This window comes from Aequorivita xiaoshiensis (genome assembly GCF_022008395.1).
Taxonomy (GTDB): Bacteria; Bacteroidota; Bacteroidia; order Flavobacteriales; family Flavobacteriaceae; genus Aequorivita; species Aequorivita xiaoshiensis.
The window spans coordinates 304,577-322,003 of record NZ_JAIRBB010000001.1; the positions used below are offsets into that span (position 1 = coordinate 304,577).

At 34.2% G+C, this 17,427-nt stretch carries 13 protein-coding genes and 1 tRNA gene; 10 read left to right on the forward strand and 4 right to left on the reverse strand.

The genetic code is table 11. The features are described from left to right. The first annotated feature begins 118 nt into the window (after positions 1 to 118). From K8344_RS01415 to K8344_RS01435, 5 genes are all read left to right on the forward strand, one after another. Complete coding sequence (locus tag K8344_RS01415) at positions 119 to 3,256, forward strand: UvrD-helicase domain-containing protein (protein WP_237606491.1); 3,138 nt, start codon at positions 119 to 121, stop codon at positions 3,254 to 3,256. A 112-nt stretch (positions 3,257 to 3,368) separates the two neighbouring features. Then, on the forward strand, positions 3,369 to 4,568 hold the full coding sequence (gene kbl / locus K8344_RS01420; protein ID WP_237606492.1) for a glycine C-acetyltransferase: 1,200 nt from the start codon (positions 3,369 to 3,371) through the stop codon (positions 4,566 to 4,568). A gap of 122 nt (positions 4,569 to 4,690) precedes the next feature. Beyond that, positions 4,691 to 6,082, forward strand: coding sequence for an OmpA family protein (locus tag K8344_RS01425; protein WP_185099170.1), 1,392 nt, complete (start codon positions 4,691 to 4,693; stop codon positions 6,080 to 6,082). Between the two features lie 75 nt (positions 6,083 to 6,157). Beyond that, on the forward strand, positions 6,158 to 8,887 hold the full coding sequence (locus K8344_RS01430) for a PD-(D/E)XK nuclease family protein (RefSeq protein ID WP_237606493.1): 2,730 nt from the start codon (positions 6,158 to 6,160) through the stop codon (positions 8,885 to 8,887). Beyond that, positions 8,887 to 9,726 (forward strand): alpha/beta hydrolase family protein, encoded by an 840-nt coding sequence (locus K8344_RS01435; protein WP_237606495.1) that lies wholly within the window; start codon positions 8,887 to 8,889, stop codon positions 9,724 to 9,726. Before K8344_RS01430 ends, K8344_RS01435 begins: the two co-directional genes overlap by 1 nt. A 29-nt stretch (positions 9,727 to 9,755) precedes the next feature. On the opposite strand, the gene K8344_RS01440 is transcribed toward K8344_RS01435, so the two are convergent. Then, a tRNA-Ala gene (locus tag K8344_RS01440) sits at positions 9,756 to 9,829 on the reverse strand. Positions 9,830 to 9,974: 145 nt separating this feature from the next. Here K8344_RS01440 and K8344_RS01445 point away from each other — a divergent pair. Both K8344_RS01445 and K8344_RS01450 read left to right on the forward strand, forming a co-directional pair. After that, positions 9,975 to 10,481: a GNAT family N-acetyltransferase gene (locus K8344_RS01445; RefSeq protein WP_237606497.1), complete on the forward strand. Its 507-nt coding sequence runs from the start codon at positions 9,975 to 9,977 to the stop codon at positions 10,479 to 10,481. Between the two features lie 40 nt (positions 10,482 to 10,521). Beyond that, positions 10,522 to 11,856: an MATE family efflux transporter gene (locus tag K8344_RS01450; RefSeq protein WP_237606499.1), complete on the forward strand. Its 1,335-nt coding sequence runs from the start codon at positions 10,522 to 10,524 to the stop codon at positions 11,854 to 11,856. A 128-nt stretch (positions 11,857 to 11,984) separates the two neighbouring features. Here the strand turns inward: K8344_RS01450 and K8344_RS14190 are convergent, their stop codons facing one another. Further along, the gene (locus K8344_RS14190) at positions 11,985 to 12,281 is read right to left on the reverse strand and encodes a 2OG-Fe(II) oxygenase (RefSeq protein WP_338144583.1); all 297 of its coding nucleotides are present in this window, start codon (positions 12,279 to 12,281) and stop codon (positions 11,985 to 11,987) included. Between the two features lie 56 nt (positions 12,282 to 12,337). Beyond that, positions 12,338 to 12,577 (reverse strand): hypothetical protein, encoded by a 240-nt coding sequence (locus K8344_RS14215; RefSeq protein WP_338144577.1) that lies wholly within the window; start codon positions 12,575 to 12,577, stop codon positions 12,338 to 12,340. Positions 12,578 to 12,728: 151 nt separating this feature from the next. Between K8344_RS14215 and K8344_RS01460 the strand changes: the two genes are divergently transcribed. Together K8344_RS01460 and K8344_RS01465 are read left to right on the forward strand one after the other, a co-directional pair. Continuing rightward, a complete protein-coding gene (locus K8344_RS01460; RefSeq protein ID WP_237606501.1) occupies positions 12,729 to 13,178 on the forward strand; it encodes a 6-pyruvoyl trahydropterin synthase family protein in 450 nt (149 codons plus the stop codon). Positions 13,179 to 13,230: 52 nt separating this feature from the next. Next, a complete protein-coding gene (locus K8344_RS01465) occupies positions 13,231 to 13,998 on the forward strand; it encodes a UDP-2,3-diacylglucosamine diphosphatase (protein ID WP_237606502.1) in 768 nt (255 codons plus the stop codon). A 47-nt stretch (positions 13,999 to 14,045) separates the two neighbouring features. Here the strand turns inward: K8344_RS01465 and recJ are convergent, their stop codons facing one another. Then, entirely contained in the window at positions 14,046 to 15,737 is a 1,692-nt protein-coding gene (gene recJ / locus K8344_RS01470) for a single-stranded-DNA-specific exonuclease RecJ (RefSeq protein ID WP_237606503.1), read from the reverse strand. A gap of 180 nt (positions 15,738 to 15,917) precedes the next feature. Between recJ and K8344_RS01475 the strand changes: the two genes are divergently transcribed. Beyond that, positions 15,918 to 17,363 carry a T9SS type A sorting domain-containing protein gene (locus tag K8344_RS01475; RefSeq protein ID WP_237606504.1) on the forward strand — a complete coding sequence of 482 codons (1,446 nt, stop codon included), beginning with the start codon at positions 15,918 to 15,920 and terminating at the stop codon, positions 17,361 to 17,363. Positions 17,364 to 17,427 lie beyond the last annotated feature (64 nt).

The window sequence follows — 17,427 nt, forward strand, 5'->3', positions numbered from 1 at the left end:
AATTTAATCATTATCTCTATCAAAAAGTGTTATAGGTTTTATAAGATTTCTATACTGCCATAGATTAATTTGATTCAGAAGAGATAAAAACAGTAATTTAGTGCAAAATGTGAAAATCTTGACAAAACAAACCTCCTTTTCTATATATGACGCCGCTGCAGGAAGCGGAAAAACTTTTACGCTTGTAAAAGAGTACTTAAAGCAAATTCTTTCTGCAACAAAAGATGATTACTTCAAACATCTATTAGCAATAACTTTCACAAATAAAGCGGTGGCCGAAATGAAGCAACGCATTGTAGAAACTCTTGTTGCTTTCAGTGATGAAAAATGCCTTTCAAGCCCCTTACCTATGCAAGTTATTATTGCAGAGGAAACTGGAATGTCTATTGAAGAAATTCAAAAACGCTCGAAACGAATTCTAAAAAATTTACTTCATAATTATGCCGCATTTAGTGTTGAAACAATTGATAGTTTTAACCACAGACTTATTCGAACTTTTGCAAGAGATTTAAAGCTTGCTAATAATTTTGAAGTTTCTCTAGATACTCCCGAGCTTTTAGCTGAAGCTGTAGATTTGTTGTTAAGCAAAGCAGGAGAAAACAAGGAAATCACTAAAGTTTTACTCGAATTCGCACTAGAAAAAACCGACGACGATAAATCTTGGGATATATCACGTGATATAGCGAATGCTGCAAAATTACTTTTTAATGAAAATGATGCCGATCAGGTTTCGGTGTTAAAACAAAAATCACTTGAAGATTTTCTTGAATTTAAGAAGCAACTAATTCTAAAAAGAAAACACCTTTCCGAAGAAATTGAAAAAATTGCCAGCGAGACGCTTCAACTTATAGATGAAAGTGGTTTAGAACACTCCGATTTCACCAGAGCTACATTACCAAATCATTTTTTAAAACTGAAATCTGGAGAATATAATGTGTACGCCAACAAACTTCAGGAAAATTTAGAAACAGGAAAAAGTCTTTATAAAGTTACAGAAGATCCTTCGATAACCTCTATTATCGATAGTTTAACTCCAACCTTTCTTTCAAATTACTTGAAAATAAAGGAAATGGTAAATAAGTTTAATTTATACGATTCAATTTTAAAAAATATCACTCCTCTTTCTGTGATAAATCTTGTCAACCAAGAAATTGAAAAGATTAAGGAAGAAAAAACTATACTTCCTATTTCAGAATTTAACTCGATTATAAATAAAGAAATTAAAAATCAACCCGCCCCTTTCATATATGAACGTATGGGCGAAAAGTATCGACACTTTTTTATTGATGAGTTTCAGGACACCTCAAAATTGCAGTGGGACAATTTAATTCCTTTAATAGATAATGCGCTTTCGCAAGAGATAGACCCGAATTCGGGAAGCCTTTTATTGGTAGGTGATGCTAAACAATCTATCTATCGCTGGCGTGGTGGACTTCCCGAGCAATTTATGGGTCTGTATGGCAACAACAATCCTTTTCAACGTGAAAAAGAAGTGCTTTCACTCGACACAAATTATAGAAGTAGTGCCGAAATTATAGACTTCAACAATCAGTTTTTTACTTTTGCCGCTTCATATTTTTCTAACGAAACCCACGCAAAACTTTATGAATTAGGCAACAAGCAAAAGTTAAACAACAAGAAAGAAGGTTATATAAAATTTGAATTTATTGAGAAACAGAAAAAGGAAGAGAAACAAAAAGATTACGGTGAGCTTGTATATAATACTATACTTGATTTAAAAGAAAAGGGCTTTTCAGAAAGTGACATATGCATACTAACTCGCAGAAAAGCAGATGGAATTGCTTTAAGTACTTTTTTAATGGAAAAAGAAGTATCTGTTATATCATCTGAAACACTTTTACTTCAGTCTTCTTCATTAGTGCAAACTTTAGTTTTCACATTGCAACTTTGTTTGTATCCTAAGAATGACGAAGCAAAAGTTAATCTGTTAGACTTGTTACAAGACCATTTAAACCTTAAAGAGGAGAAGCACAGTTTTTTTACGAAATTCCTAAATATTTCAGAAGCAAAATTCTCGGAAAACCTATCGGAATACGGCATAGAATTTAAATTTAAAGAAATGCGATCTGTTTCTTTATACGAGGCATTCGAGTACTGTATCGATAAATTCAAAATGCAACAAGTTGCCGATGCGTATTTATTCGGGTTTATGGATTTAGTTTATGAGTTTGAACAACAACCTCAAGCCGATAAAATTTCATTTTTAGACTATTGGGAAACCAAGAAAGACAATGCTTCAATCCCTTCTAGCGAAGGAGCAAATGCAGTACAATTAATGACCATTCATAAATCTAAAGGTTTAGAGTTTCCAGTGGTAATTTTTCCGTTTGCAGACATTCAACTTTACGATGCCAAATACGATAAACTTTGGTACCCCTTAAATGATGAATTCAGTTTTAATCAAGCACAAATTAATTTTAAGTCGGAAATTGAAAATTATGGAGAAATCGGGAAAGAAATGTACAATGAACATAGAAGTCAATTAGAATTAGACAACCTAAACCTGCTTTATGTTACTTTAACCCGTGCAGTTGAAAAACTTTATGTTTATGCTGAAACGCCAACCGAGACTAAAGATGGAACACCAAATAGTTACAACCAACTTTTTATGGAGTTCCTAAAAAATAAAGGAATGTGGAATTCCGATCAAATGATTTATGAATTTGGAAAAAACTTACCTAAGCTTTCAAAAGATAAAGAAATAGTTTCGCAGCAGTTACCTATATATCTATCTAGTAGTCCTAAAAAACACGGATTAAATATAGTTTCATCAGAAAATTTAATTCAGGATGAAGAAATACAAGCTGCAATTACTGCCGGGAATCTTTTACACGAAACAATGGCAAAGATTTATACGAAACAAGATGCCGAAGTAGTACTAACCAATTTAAAAGAACGTGCAATTATCCCTAAAGAAGAATTTGCAGTATTGAGTAATATTGTAAATCAAATTATAAATCATGCGGCCTTAAAAAATTTATTCGAAGGTAATGACAAAGTTTACAATGAGCGCAGTGTAATTACAAAAACGGGATTAGTATTTCGTCCGGATAGAATCAATATCAGCTCAGACAACACTGCTGTAATAATAGATTACAAAACAGGTTCTCAAAATATTTGGCATGCCGATCAGTTAACAGAATATGCTAATGCGTTACAGCAAATGGATATTGAGGTTTTACAAAAAATACTTATCTATAGCAACGAAGGTGAAATAGTAATAAATAAAGTTTAATTTTGAAAGTTCTAAAAGCTGGTTAAGCATTTTGACCTTGCTTTAATAAACCCTTTAAACTTTTTAGGGTTAAATTTCAGAATGCACAAACGTCTTAAAAACTATAAATAATATGTACGGAAAAATAAAAGAACACTTACAGAAAGAATTAGAAGAAATCAAAGAAAACGGTTTATATAAAAGGGAGAGAATTATCACTTCTCCTCAAGATGCCGAAATCACAGTTTCTACTGGAGAAACAGTTTTAAATTTTTGTGCAAACAACTATTTAGGTCTTTCTGCTAATAAAGAGGTAATCCAAGCTGCTAAAGACACAATGGATACACACGGCTTTGGAATGTCATCAGTTCGTTTTATATGTGGTACTCAAGATATACATAAACAACTAGAGCAAACAATTGCCGATTTCTACGGAACTGAAGACACTATTCTATACGCTGCATGTTTCGATGCAAATGGAGGAGTTTTTGAACCTTTATTAGGTAAAGAGGATGCTATTATTTCAGACTCATTAAACCACGCTTCTATTATAGATGGTGTTCGACTTTGTAAGGCTGCTCGATACAGATATCAAAACAATGATATGGAGGATCTTGAAAAGCAATTGATTGCCGCAAATGAAAATGGAGCAAGGTTTAAATTAATTGTTACCGATGGAGTATTTTCAATGGATGGTTTATTAGCGCCACTTGATAAAATTTGTGATTTAGCCGATAAGTACGATGCTTTGGTTATGATCGATGAGTGCCACGCAACAGGTTTCATTGGAGAACAAGGAATAGGTACTTTAGAAGAGAAAGGAGTAATGGGCCGTATAGATATTATTACAGGAACATTAGGGAAAGCTTTAGGTGGTGCTATGGGTGGTTACACTACTGGTAAAAAAGAAATTATAGATATGTTGAGACAACGTTCTCGTCCATATTTATTCTCCAATTCTTTGGCTCCTGCTATTGTAGGTGCATCGCTTAAAGTATTTGAAATGCTTTCCAGAGATACATCTTTACGTGATAAGCTTGCTGAAAATACTTTGTATTTCAAAAATGGAATGAAAGAAGCAGGTTTTGATATTATCGATGGAGACTCTGCAATTGTACCAGTAATGTTGTACGACGCGAAATTATCGCAAAAAATGGCAGACAGACTCTTAGAAGAGGGTATTTATGTAATTGGATTCTTTTTCCCTGTTGTACCTAAAGGCAAGGCTCGTATACGCGTTCAGCTATCAGCAGCACACACAAAGGAGCACTTAGATAAAGCTATAAATGCCTTTATTAAGATTGGAAAAGAATTAGAGGTGATCCCATCTTAAAAGCCCGCTTTCTTCTTTAATAGCAAGCATTTTAGGAAAATTTTATTAGATTTGCTTTTGTTTATAATATTTAACAACTTACTTTTGCTCTTAATTAACACTTAAAAATTAAACAATCGAATATGAAACATCTTAACAGATTTTTAGTTGCTGCTATTCTTTTCTTAGGAATTGGAGTAGCAAATGCACAAGACGAGAACAATCCTTGGGCTGTTGAAGTTGGTGTAAACGCTGTTGACGTTTACCCTGCTGGTCAAAATGAGGATCAATTACGTTTACAAGCTCCTGGAATGAGAGGGGAGATCTTTGACGAGTATTTTAATGCAAACGACCACTGGAACATTTTACCATCTGTTTCTAGACTTGCTATCAGTAGATATGTAGGTAGTGGTTTTGTATTTACTGCTGCTGGTTCTATTAACAGAATTGACAGACTAGGTGACGTAGCTGCAAATGACCTTAGCTACTACGGTGCTGATGGTGCTATTAAGTACAGCTTCAGAAATGCTATCGCTCCAGGTGGTTGGTTTGACCCATCTCTTGGTATTGGTGGTGGTTATACTTGGGTTGACGACATCGGTTTTGGAACTGCTAACGCAACAGCTGGTATTAAAGTATGGTTTACTGAAAACTTAGGTCTTAACCTACAGTCTACTTATAAGCATGCTTTCGAAGAAGCTTACGGTATCTCTCACTTCCAGCACTCTGCTGGTGTTGTTTTCCAATTTGGTGGAAAAGATACAGACGGTGACGGAATCTACGATAAAGATGATGAGTGTCCAGAAACTCCAGGTTTACCTGAGTTTAACGGATGTCCTGATACTGACGGTGACGGTATTGAAGATAGACTTGATGAGTGCCCAGAAACTCCAGGTTTACCTGAATTCAACGGTTGTCCTGATACTGACGGTGACGGTGTGCCAGATCATAAAGATGAGTGCCCAACTGTAGCTGGTCTTAAGGAACTTAACGGTTGTCCAGACGCTGACGGTGACGGTATCGCTGATAAAGACGACGCTTGTCCAAACGAAGCTGGTCCTAAAGAAAACAACGGATGCCCTTGGCCAGATAGAGATGGTGACGGTGTTCTTGACAAAGACGATCAGTGCCCAGATGTTGCTGGTACTGTAGCTAACAAAGGTTGTCCAGAAGTTTCTGTAGAAATCATCAAGCAATTGAACGATTACTCTAAAACTATCTTATTCGATCTTGGAAAAGCATCTATCCGTAAAGAATCTTATGCTGTTCTTCAGAACATCGCTGATATCATGAAAGAATATCCAAACGCGAAGTTCGAGATTGAAGGTCACACTGATAGTACTGGTAGTTTAAAATTGAACGAAAGACTTTCTAAAGAAAGAGCTGCTTCAGTTAAAGATTACTTAACTACAATTGGTATGGACGCTAGCAGATTAACTTCTGAAGGATACGGTCCATCTAGACCAATCGCTACTAATAAAACTAAAGCTGGAAGACAGCAAAACCGTCGTGTTGAAATTTCTTTAAAGAAATAATTATCAGCCGATAAGTTTTAAATAAATATTTTTGAAACGCCTCCGAATCTCGGGGGCGTTTCTTATTTTTAGGCTATGGTAACATTCATTCAAGAAACCCTAACAGAAATAAAAAATACTTACTCGGATATTTCCGAAGTAACCATTATTCTACCAAGTAAGAGAGCTGGTGGCTTTCTTTTGAACGAATTGAAGAAACAAGCTTCACACACACAATTTGCTCCTAAAATATTAAGTATAGAAGAGTTTATAGAACAATTATCCAACCTTTCTATAATAGATAATACAGAATTACTTTTTAAAAGTTATCAGGCATACCAAAATACAGCTGAGATAAAACAAAAAGATGATTTTGAAACCTACGCTACCTGGGCGACTACACTGTTAAACGACTTCAATGAGATTGACCGTTATTTAGTTGAAACAATTCCTTTTTTCGGGTATTTGGCAAGTATTAAAACCTTAGAACGATGGGGAGTTTCAGATGAAAAAACTGAATTAATTGAAAACTATATAAAGTTCTGGGAAAGCCTACCCTTGTTGTATAATAATATCCAAGAATCACTACTAAAAGAAAATATCGGCTACCAAGGAATGGTATATAGGGAAGCCGCTGCAAATATTGAGCACTATATAAACAGTAATGGAAATAAAACACATCTATTTGTAGGGTTTAACGCGTTAAATACTGCTGAACAATACATCTTTCAAGAACTACTAGAAACTGGTAACAGTAAAATTTATTGGGATACAGATCTATCATTTTATGAAGATCCAAAACACAGCGCTTCATATTTTATCAGAAAGTACATCAAGGAATGGAAGTATTTTCAGGACAATCCACCAAGTATACATTCTGATAATTTTAAACAACATAAACACATTCAATTAGTAGAAGTACAAAAAAATATTGGGCAAGCTAAATATGTAGGAGAATTACTTTCGAAACTTTCAGATGAAGAGATTAATAAAACTGCGATAGTTTTAGGCGATGAAAACTTACTCGTCCCCCTTCTATACTCCCTACCGGAAAATGTAAAAAACATTAATGTAACGATGGGGGTTGCATTGAAAAATTTTCCCGCAGTAGTATTTTTTGAATTGCTATTTTCTATTCATCTTCGAGATACAGATAATCTGTATTACAAAGACATTCTTTCCATATTAAATCATCCATTAGCATCTAAGTTTTTACCGAATGCACAACGTATTTCTGAAAAACTAGTAAAAGAAAATATTACACATCTTTCAAGTGAAACAATATTAAGTTTATCAGAAGATAAAGGCAAAGACCTATTAAAAGTTCTATTTGAAAATTGGAGTGATGATGTTTCAAAAGCTGTTAATTCAGCTTTAATAATTATTAAAAAAATTCAGGACAAAAACAAAGTTAATAGTGTTGAACACCTTGTTCTTCAAGAGTTAAAATTGGTATTTAATAAAATTGAAACTTTAAACGAAAAATATCCCTATTTAAACACTATTAAAAGCGTTCAAACCCTCTTTGCCGAATTAACAAGCACGGCTTCATTAGATTTTAAAGGGGATGCATATGACGGACTTCAACTAATGGGAGTATTAGAAACCCGTGTTTTGGATTTTGAAAATGTAATAATCACATCAGTGAATGAAGGCGTTTTTCCTTCCGGAAAGTCAAATGCCTCTTTTATTACGTACGATCTAAAAGAGCAATTTAATCTTCCTCGCTTTTCCGAAAAGGATGCGATATACACCTATCACTTTTATAGGTTATTACAACGCGCAAACAATGTAGCGTTACTTTATAACAATAATTCAGAAGGGCTTAATACAGGTGAGAAAAGTCGTTTTATACGACAATTAACAATTGATAAATGTGAAAACCACAGTATTGAAAGAAGAATACTGTCTCCAAAAATACAGGTTAAGCCACATTCCCTGAAAGAAATTGCAAAGACCGCAGCAGTAATGACGCGACTTAAAGAAATTGCTTTAAAAGGCTTCTCTCCCTCGGCTTTAACAGGGTATATTAGAAATCCGTTAGACTTTTATTTTCAGAGAATTTTAAGGTTAAACGAGTTTGAAGAAGTTGAAGAAACCGTTGCTGCTAATACCTTAGGAACTATTGTACACGACACCTTAGAAAAATTCTATAAACCTCTAGAAGGAGGAGTTCTTACATCCCAACATATTATTGACATGAAGTCGAAAATTGATAAAGAAGTTACTTCTCAATTCAAAAGGACCTTTAAAGGGGGTACATTCTCAAAAGGAAAAAACCTCATTATTTTTGAAGTGGCTAAAAGATATATATCAAACTTCTTAGATAAAGAAATAGCCGATGTTGAAGCTGGAAACACTATAAAAATTTTAAAGATTGAAACAGATTTAACATTAGAAGTGCCAATACCTGAACTTGAGTTTCCGATAAATATTCACGGAAAAGTTGATCGTGTTGACGAGTATAACGGACATTTAAGAATCATAGACTATAAATCAGGACAAGTAAGTCAAGGCGATGTTGAGATTACCGAATGGGAAGAAATTAATGAAGACTACAAATACAGCAAGGCATTCCAAGTACTTACTTATGCTCTAATGATGAATAAAGAAATACCTGTGAATAATGCAGAGGCTGGGATAATTTCTTTTAAAAATCTAGGTAGTGGATTTCTTAAGTTTGGGAAAAAAGATAAACCTAGAAGCAAAAATAAAACACAACTAATCACCGAAGATACCTTAGAAAATTTTACAATTGAATTAAAGAAGCTAATTTTAGAAATTTGCGATCCAAATATTCCATTTACAGAAAAAGAGATAAAATAATGATAGTTAGAAAAAACCAAATACTTACTTCAGAAGGCAAAAAACCAATCCTTTACGACGTTTATTATAAGCAAACGGGAAAACCTCAACCTATCGTGATATTCTGCCATGGGTATAAAGGTTTTAAAGATTGGGGAGCTTGGCATTTAGTAGCTGAAAAATTTGCTGATGCAGGATTTTGTTTCTTAAAATTCAATTTTTCGCACAATGGTGGAACAGTAAAACAACCTATCGATTTTCCAGACTTAGATGCTTTCGCTGAAAACAACTTCAGTAAAGAAATGGATGACTTAAATAGAGTATTAGATGAGATTGAAAATGGAAACGAAAATCTTCCAGAACATATTTCTAAGATTTTCTTAATCGGACACAGTCGTGGTGGTGGCATTGTTTTAATAAAAGCTGAGGAAGATTCGAGAATTGATAAGGTTGTTACTTGGGCTAGTGTTAGCGATTTTAAAGCGAGATTTCAAGAAGGAAGCCCAGAGTTCTACAAATGGCAAGAAACAGGTGTTATACACGTCGAAAATAGCCGTACTAAACAACAGCTACCTCATAATTTTCAATTTTACAAGAATTTTAAAGAAAATGAAGAAAGGTTTACAATTAATCGTGCAGTAAGAAATTTGAAAAAACCCCTTCTCATAATACATGGAAGTGAAGACCCTACAGTTTCATTAAAAGAGGGTAAAGCAATTCATTCTTGGAATCAAAACAGCAAATTGTCTATCATAGAAGGAGCTGATCACGTTTTTAATGCAAAACATCCTTGGAATGAAAATAGCTTGCCTGAAGTTTTATCACAAACAGTAACACTTACTATCGATTTTCTGAAATAAAAAAACCACTGAAAAGCAGTGGTTTTTTGTGGAGAATACCGGAGTCGAACCGGTGACCTCTTGCCTGCCAGGCAAGCGCTCTAGCCAGCTGAGCTAATCCCCCATAGGAGTATATAGATTGCGAAAGTACTACTTTTTTTAATATACATCTATTTTTTTATAAAGACTGTGTGCTCAACACTAAAAACTTTCAATAATTTTATATTCTAATCGCGTTTTCTAAAGCTGTGCTTAAACTCAAAAACTCCATGATTCGAAAAGCAAATATTTCTGAAATAGACCAAATTCTTGCTATTACAAAAGCTTGTGGAGAAAGAATGAAAGAAGATGGTATATTTCAATGGAATGAAACCTATCCGAATGCTGAAGCTTTTCAAAAAGATATTGAAAGAGGTGAATTGTATGTTTATATATCTGAAGATATTGTTTTAGGATGTATCGTTATTTCAACAATAATGGATGAAGAGTATAAAAGTGTGAAATGGCTTACACCGAATTCAAATAATTACTACATACATCGGCTAGCAGTTCATCCGAAGCATCAAGGAAAGGGAATTGCAAGAAAAATGATGGATTTTGCTGAAGAATTAGCCGTTCAAAAAAACTTCGTTTCAGTAAGACTTGACACTTTCAGCAAAAACATTCGAAATCAAAAATTCTATAAGGCGCGTGGATATAAGCAGTTAGAAAACATTTATTTTCCAAACCAAAGTGAGTTTCCTTTTTACTGTTATGAACTTCCTTTGAAGAAATAACAAAGCTTAACAAATCCTATTTTGTAGCTTTGCAGGTTATATGCGTACAACAGATATTTCTTTTAAACGTATTCAACAACTAGCCATTCCAGCTATAATTTCTGGAATTGCCGAACCTGTACTTTCTGCTACAGATGCAGCTGTGGTTGGAAATATTAAAGAGTTTGGTATAGAATCTCTCGCAGCTGTCGGAATTGTAGGTTCTTTCCTATCGGCCCTTATTTGGATTTTAGGACAAACACGAAGTGCAATTTCAACTATAGTAGCACAAAACCTAGGAGCAGGAAAAATAAGCGAACTAGAAAATTTTCCAGCACAAGCCATATATTTTAATATTGGGTTAAGTATAATTGTACTTTTTTCTACTTATTTCTTCGTTGAGGAAATATTCTCGATGATGAATGCAGAAGGCATTGTTCTCGATTTCAGTATTGACTACTACAATATCCGGGTTTGGGGATTTCCACTGACGCTATTCACATTTGCAGTTTTTGGAATCTTTCGTGGCTTACAAAACACTTTTTGGCCAATGATAATTGCTTCACTTGGAGCTGGATTAAACATAGGATTAGACTTTACTCTAGTTTACGGAATTGAAGGGCTAATACAGCCGATGGGAGTGAAAGGAGCAGCCTGGGCTAGTTTAATCTCACAAATAATGATGGCAATCTTAGCTTTTGGATTTTTGATGAAAAAAACCAATGTTTCTCTTAAGCTAAAAATGCCTCTTCACCACGAAATTAACCGATTAATATCGATGAGCCTGAATTTATTCTTGCGCTCTGTTTCTTTAAATGTAGCGCTAATTCTAGCAACTCGTGAAGCTGCCGATTTAGGAAAAGAATATGTTGCAGCACATACTATTGCATTTAATATATGGATATTTACTGCATTCTTCTTGGATGGTTATGGCGCGGCAGGCAATATTTTATCTGGAAAACTTTTGGGAGAACGCAACTATAAATCTCTGTGGAAATTAACTAAAAAAGTGAGTTTCTACAATTTATTAGTCTCAACGGCTTTAGTGGTTATCGGAATATTACTTTATGAACCTCTAGGACTTATTTTTAATAAAGATGAAACGGTGTTGACGATATTATACGGGATGTTCTTTATGGTCTTAATAAGCCTTCCTTTGAATGCGCTAGCGTTTACCTTGGATTCTATCTTCAAAGGATTAGGAGAAATGAAATACCTGCGAAATGTACTGTTAGGTGCCACATTTTTAGGATTTATACCCGTCTTATATTTTTCGAAATATATGGGATGGGGGTTATTGGGTATCTGGATTGCAATGAATGTATGGGTAGCATATAGAGGAGTGGCTTTACTTGTCAAATTCCGAAGAAAATACATTCCATTGATAGGAAGTTAATACATTTACGACCAACAAAATTCTAAACTATGGATATTTTAAAATTTTTAGGTGGTCCAGGCCTATTTTTAATTTTAGCACTCTTGGTGGTTGCTGTTGTTATCTATAACAAAATAAAAAATAAGTAATTAACGAGTTTTAAGCCAACCCGTAATACTCAAGCGCTCTGATTCTTTTAACACCTTTACCTCGTGCTCTAGAATCTGACTTTCAAAAATCACTACGCTACATGAAAGTGGTAAAATATCTAGTTCGTTGTTTTCGGTGTAAATTGTAAGTTCACCTCCATTTTTCACTAACCAAATATCTTCATTCAGGTACCAAGCAATCGAAAGTTTCCGACGGTCATCGTATCGAAGGGTGTCTAAACGTCTCTTGTAAAATGTCTCTTTAGGATAGATACACAGCGTAATTAAATTCTTTATATAAAATTTCTAAAAAACACGTTTAGTTTAAGTAGCCTACAAATTCGGTTATCTTTTTAAAAATATGTTTTCTGTTCCATTGGTGTTTTTTCATCCATCCCAAGAATAAAATTACCGCGAATTGTTTTATCAATTTCATCATTAACACGGTTTCTTAAGACAGAATTTTTAAACTTGCCTGCTTCATATTTGGCAAGTAATGATTCTCGGAGTAACACAACTTCTTCTGAAGAAAAAAAGTCATTTACAACACTGTATTTCTGATTTATTAAGTCAGAAATACTGGTTTCAAACAATGGGTTTTTAATGAATTCCAGTTGTTCATTTGTTTCTTCGGTCAGTTATGTAATTTTAAAAAAGTTGGCAAATATAGGTTACAAATGATTCTGATTTTCAAAAATATTTTTCCTTTCAAAAACTGTATCTTTGATTTCTTAAATTAAGACAATGCAGACAATTAGAATCACTAAGATATTTTCCTTTGAAACTGGCCATGCTTTATACGGCTACGATGGCAAATGCCGTAATGTTCATGGGCATAGCTACAAACTTTCAGTTACAGTTATTGGCAGTCCAATCCAGGATAATGATAACGTGAAATTCGGAATGGTAATAGATTTTAGCGATCTCAAGAAAATTGTAAAAGAAGAAATTGTCGATGTTTTTGATCACGCTACGGTTTTCAATAAGAACACACCTCACGTCGAATTAGCGAAAGAACTAAGCGATCGTGGGCATAGTGTACTTTTAGTGAATTATCAGCCTACAAGTGAAATGATGGTAATCGACTTTTCAAACAAGATTAAGAATCGTCTGCCTGAGAACATTAAGCTTCATTCCTTAAGGCTTCAAGAAACTGATAGCAGCTATGCTGAATGGTTTGCAGCAGATAATTGAATTTTGAATGTAACCCGAGTTTAGTCAAAATGTCTTTTCTATATCTTTGAATATGCAAATTCCACAAGGCAAAAAAATATACTTTTCTAGCGACAATCACCTTGGCGCGCCCACTCATGCAGAAAGCTTGCCACGTGAAAAGATTTTTGTGAAATGGCTAGACAGTATTAAGCACGATGCTGAAGTAATTTTTTTACTAGGTGACCTATTCGATTTTTGGTTTGAATATAAAACTGTAGTACCTAAAGGGTTTGTACGAACTCTAGGAAAATTGGCCGAACTTCGCGATAGCGGTATTCAAATTCACTTTTTTGTGGGGAATCACGATTTGTGGATGCACGATTATTTTGAAAAGGAATTAAACATTCCTGTTTACCATAAACCTAAGGAGTTTGTATTTAACAACAAACATTTTTTAATAGGGCACGGTGATGGACTAGGCCCAGGAGATAAGGGGTATAAACGCATGAAAAAAGTGTTTACAAATCCGTTCTCTAAATGGCTTTTCCGATGGTTACACCCCGATCTAGGAGTACGCTTAGCACAACATCTTTCTGTTAAAAATAAATTGATATCTGGGGATGAGGATAAAGAATTTCTTGGAGAAGATAAGGAATGGCTAGCCCAATATTCTAAGCGAAAACTAGAAAGTAAACATTACGACTACTTCATTTTCGGGCACCGTCATTTGCCTATGGAAATTAATGTTGGAGAAAACTCAACTTACTTTAACCTAGGCGATTGGATAAATTATTACTCTTATGGTGTTTTTGACGGAGAAAAGTTCGAGTTGCACAATTTTAATACTTCCAAAAAATAAATCCTGCTACAGGCCATAGCGGTATATAAAGCACTTTATCTGTGATACTATGCTCTTATATCTTTAAGACGGAGTTGTAAGCTAACATTCCCCTGCCACTCGTTTTCATCGATACAATACACCGCTTTAAAAGGCTTGCCATTACAAGCAATATCTTCCTTATCGGCCAAACCAAAACCTATTCCAGTAAATTGATTGGAATTTTCCTGTTTTACCACAAGTCGTAAGTGAGATTTATCCTTACCAACACATTTACCCACACCTACATCGATTAAATTTTCAGTCATAAATACTGGAGTCATATTCCCCGGACCAAAAGGAGCAAATTGTTTCAAGATTCTATAAAACTTTGGAGTTATATCGTTTAAGTCTATCATAGCATCAACACTAATCTCAGGAATTAATTGCTGTGGTGTAATGGTTTCAGAAACAACTTTTTCAAATTCATTTTTAAAATTTTCGAAGTCTTCCTCTAATAAAGTAAGGCCCGCAGCGTATTTATGTCCTCCAAATTGTTCAATATGCTCTGCACAATTTTCCAAAGCATTGTAAACGTCAAAACCTTTTACAGAACGAGCTGAGGCAGCTAACTTTTCGCCACTTTTTGTAAACACTAGGGTTGGGCGATAATATGTTTCGGTTAATCGAGAGGCAACAATCCCGATAACCCCTTTATGCCAGCTTTCGTGATAAACTACAGTTGTTTTTCGATCTACTTCATCATTTTCAATTATTTGTTGGAGTGCTTCTTCTGTAATTTTTTTATCGGCTTCCCTCCTATCACTATTAAACGCTTCAATTTCTGCAGCATATTTCTCGGCAGCCTCTTGATTTTCTTCAGTGAGTAAGGATACAGCGTGATTACCGTGCTTCATTCTACCTGCTGCATTGATACGTGGAGCAATTATGAAAACTACATCGGTAATGGTAAGTGTTTTCTTTTTCACCTCTCTAAGAATTGCTTTAAATCCAGTGCGGGGATTACTGTTTATCACCTTTAATCCATAATACGCTAGGATTCTGTTTTCACCAGTAACAGGTACAATATCGGCTCCAATTGCAGTAGCAACCAAATCTAAATAAAGTAGAATATTATCGAGACCTAGCCCTCTTTTTTCTGAAAGTGCCTGAATTAATTTAAACCCAACACCACAACCACAGAGTTCTTTAAACGGGTATTCACAATCTTCTCTTTTTGGATCGAGAACAGCAACGGCCTTTGGAATTTCATCGCCTGGCCGATGATGGTCACAAATAATAAAATCTACACCTTTCTCAGCAGCATATGCCACCTTATCGATTGCCTTAATGCCGCAATCTAACGCAATTATTAAAGTGAAATCGTTGTCGAATGCAAAATCTATCCCTTTATAAGACACGCCATAACCTTCATCATATCTATCGGGAATATAAGTGGAAACATTTGGGTAATATGTTTTTAAATAGGAAGACATTAAAGCAACACTAGTAGTACCATCAACATCATAATCGCCATAAACCAGAATATTTTCTCCATTTTCAATAGCTTTTTGAACTCGTTGGACAGCTTTGTCCATATCTTTCATTAAAAACGGATCGTGAAGTTCCTCTAGACTTGGACGGAAAAAACTTTTGGCCTCTTCAAAGGTTTCTATTCCGCGTTGTACCAGAAGATAGGCAACTAATGGATCTACATTCAAATCTTTTGAAAGTGCATTAACTTTTTGAGAATCAGGTATAGGTTTTAATGTCCAGCGCATTTACTTCGGAAATTCCAATGATTAAAATTCCAAATTCTTAAGAATTTGAATTAGTTGTTTTTATTATATATTAGGGAATGCCGTAAATTTACGAAATTTCGAATTGCAACACTCATTCATATTACATGAAAACATACTATCTTAGACAAACATTTCTCCTCAACTTAAAACTATATGTTTATGAAAACACTTTTACTTGTTTCCTCACTATTTATTTCATCGATTTGTTTTGCGCAAGATGGAAGTCCAGATTTAAGTTACGGAGTTGATGGAATTGTAACACACACTGTGTACAATGGAACCAGTTATGTTGAAACAATCACGGAAGGCAAGAATAATAGTGTTTTTGTAGGTGGAGGAAGAGTTATGACTCATTCCGATAATTTTATAATGGCAATAAATGATGATGGATCTATTGATGAAGATTTTGCTGATAACGGGATGATTATCATTCCCTCCCAAAATGAAGACCTTTTAAAGATACAGTACATGCCAGATGGCACCTTACTAGTAAGTAGTATTATCGATTCTTATTATAATATCACCAAGTATAATTTAAATGGCTCTATTAATACCGCTTTTGGGGATAATGGACGCATTCAACCATTTGCAGTCTTACGCAATTCTAATTTTTTTACCATAGATGAACTTGGAAACATTTATTTATTGGCAAGATTCTCAGGCTATGGACCAATAGATATTGAGATTTTAAAATTTGATAGCAATGGAGTACTTGATATAAATTTTGGCAATCAGGGAACTATTGATTTACCAGTTCATTATCTTGATGAGGTAAAAGCGAATAAAGTTATTGTAAAAAATAATTCAATATATATATTAGTTAATTATAAAGAAGAAAACGTTTTAGAGAATGCTATAATTAAATATTCAGAAAATGGAATAATAGACAGCAATTTTGGCGTAAATGGAACAGCATCCATACCAAGTGTTAGTAATTTCAATACTACTTTTAATTTATTTAATAATGGAAGCTTTTTAATTGGAGCAAGACAAATAGATCCTGTAACTGAGTTATATATTAAAAAAACTGTGAAGTTGAACGCAGATGCTTCTTTAAATTTAGATTTTGGAATAGATGGAGTAATTGAAGGGTTTGAAAGTAGCCATATATTACCAGACCAGCGTTTTATTGCAAATGCAAATACTGAAAATTGGGATTACGGTATCTTACTTCATTACGCAAGATTTTTTAATAATGGTTTACAAGATCAAACTTTTCAATTTAGCACTAATTTTGGATCACTTTCAAGTAACTATTCTATCATTTTAAATAGTGGAAAGCTTTTAACCGTGGGCACAGATTATTATAATAATCCCCAACCTTTAGAAATTGTTTTACAAAAATTTAATAATACACTATTAGAAACGCCGAAATTTAAGAAAGAAACCTTTAAAGTTTACCCCAACCCTTCCAACGGAATTTTTACAGTCGAGTCTTCTGTTTTTTATGAAAAAGAAAATTATCAAATCACTGATATTACAGGAAAAATAATTGCAACCGGCCAGTTAAATGAACTGCAAACACAGCTTGATCTTTCTTCTGCACAGAGCGGTGTCTATTTCCTAAAAATTTCAAACAGCGTATTTAGATTATTGAAGAATTAGTTTTTTAAAATTTGATTATTTAGTATCTTATGGAATAATTCGTGTCCTAACCTCTAAATGTTCA

Excerpts from the sequence above, each read along its gene's own strand:
- K8344_RS01435 (WP_237606495.1), top strand. The coding sequence starts at position 8,887 with ATGATAGTTAGAAAAAACCAAATACTTACTTCAGAAGGCAAAAAACCA.
- K8344_RS01460 (WP_237606501.1), top strand. The coding sequence starts at position 12,729 with ATGCAGACAATTAGAATCACTAAGATATTTTCCTTTGAAACTGGCCAT.
- K8344_RS01475 (WP_237606504.1), top strand. The coding sequence starts at position 15,918 with ATGAAAACACTTTTACTTGTTTCCTCACTATTTATTTCATCGATTTGT.
- K8344_RS01425 (WP_185099170.1), top strand. The coding sequence starts at position 4,691 with ATGAAACATCTTAACAGATTTTTAGTTGCTGCTATTCTTTTCTTAGGA.
- kbl (WP_237606492.1), top strand. The coding sequence starts at position 3,369 with ATGTACGGAAAAATAAAAGAACACTTACAGAAAGAATTAGAAGAAATC.
- K8344_RS01465 (WP_237606502.1), top strand. The coding sequence starts at position 13,231 with ATGCAAATTCCACAAGGCAAAAAAATATACTTTTCTAGCGACAATCAC.
- K8344_RS01450 (WP_237606499.1), top strand. The coding sequence starts at position 10,522 with ATGCGTACAACAGATATTTCTTTTAAACGTATTCAACAACTAGCCATT.
- K8344_RS01445 (WP_237606497.1), top strand. The coding sequence starts at position 9,975 with ATGATTCGAAAAGCAAATATTTCTGAAATAGACCAAATTCTTGCTATT.
- K8344_RS01430 (WP_237606493.1), top strand. The coding sequence starts at position 6,158 with ATGGTAACATTCATTCAAGAAACCCTAACAGAAATAAAAAATACTTAC.
- recJ (WP_237606503.1), bottom strand. The coding sequence starts at position 15,737 with ATGCGCTGGACATTAAAACCTATACCTGATTCTCAAAAAGTTAATGCA.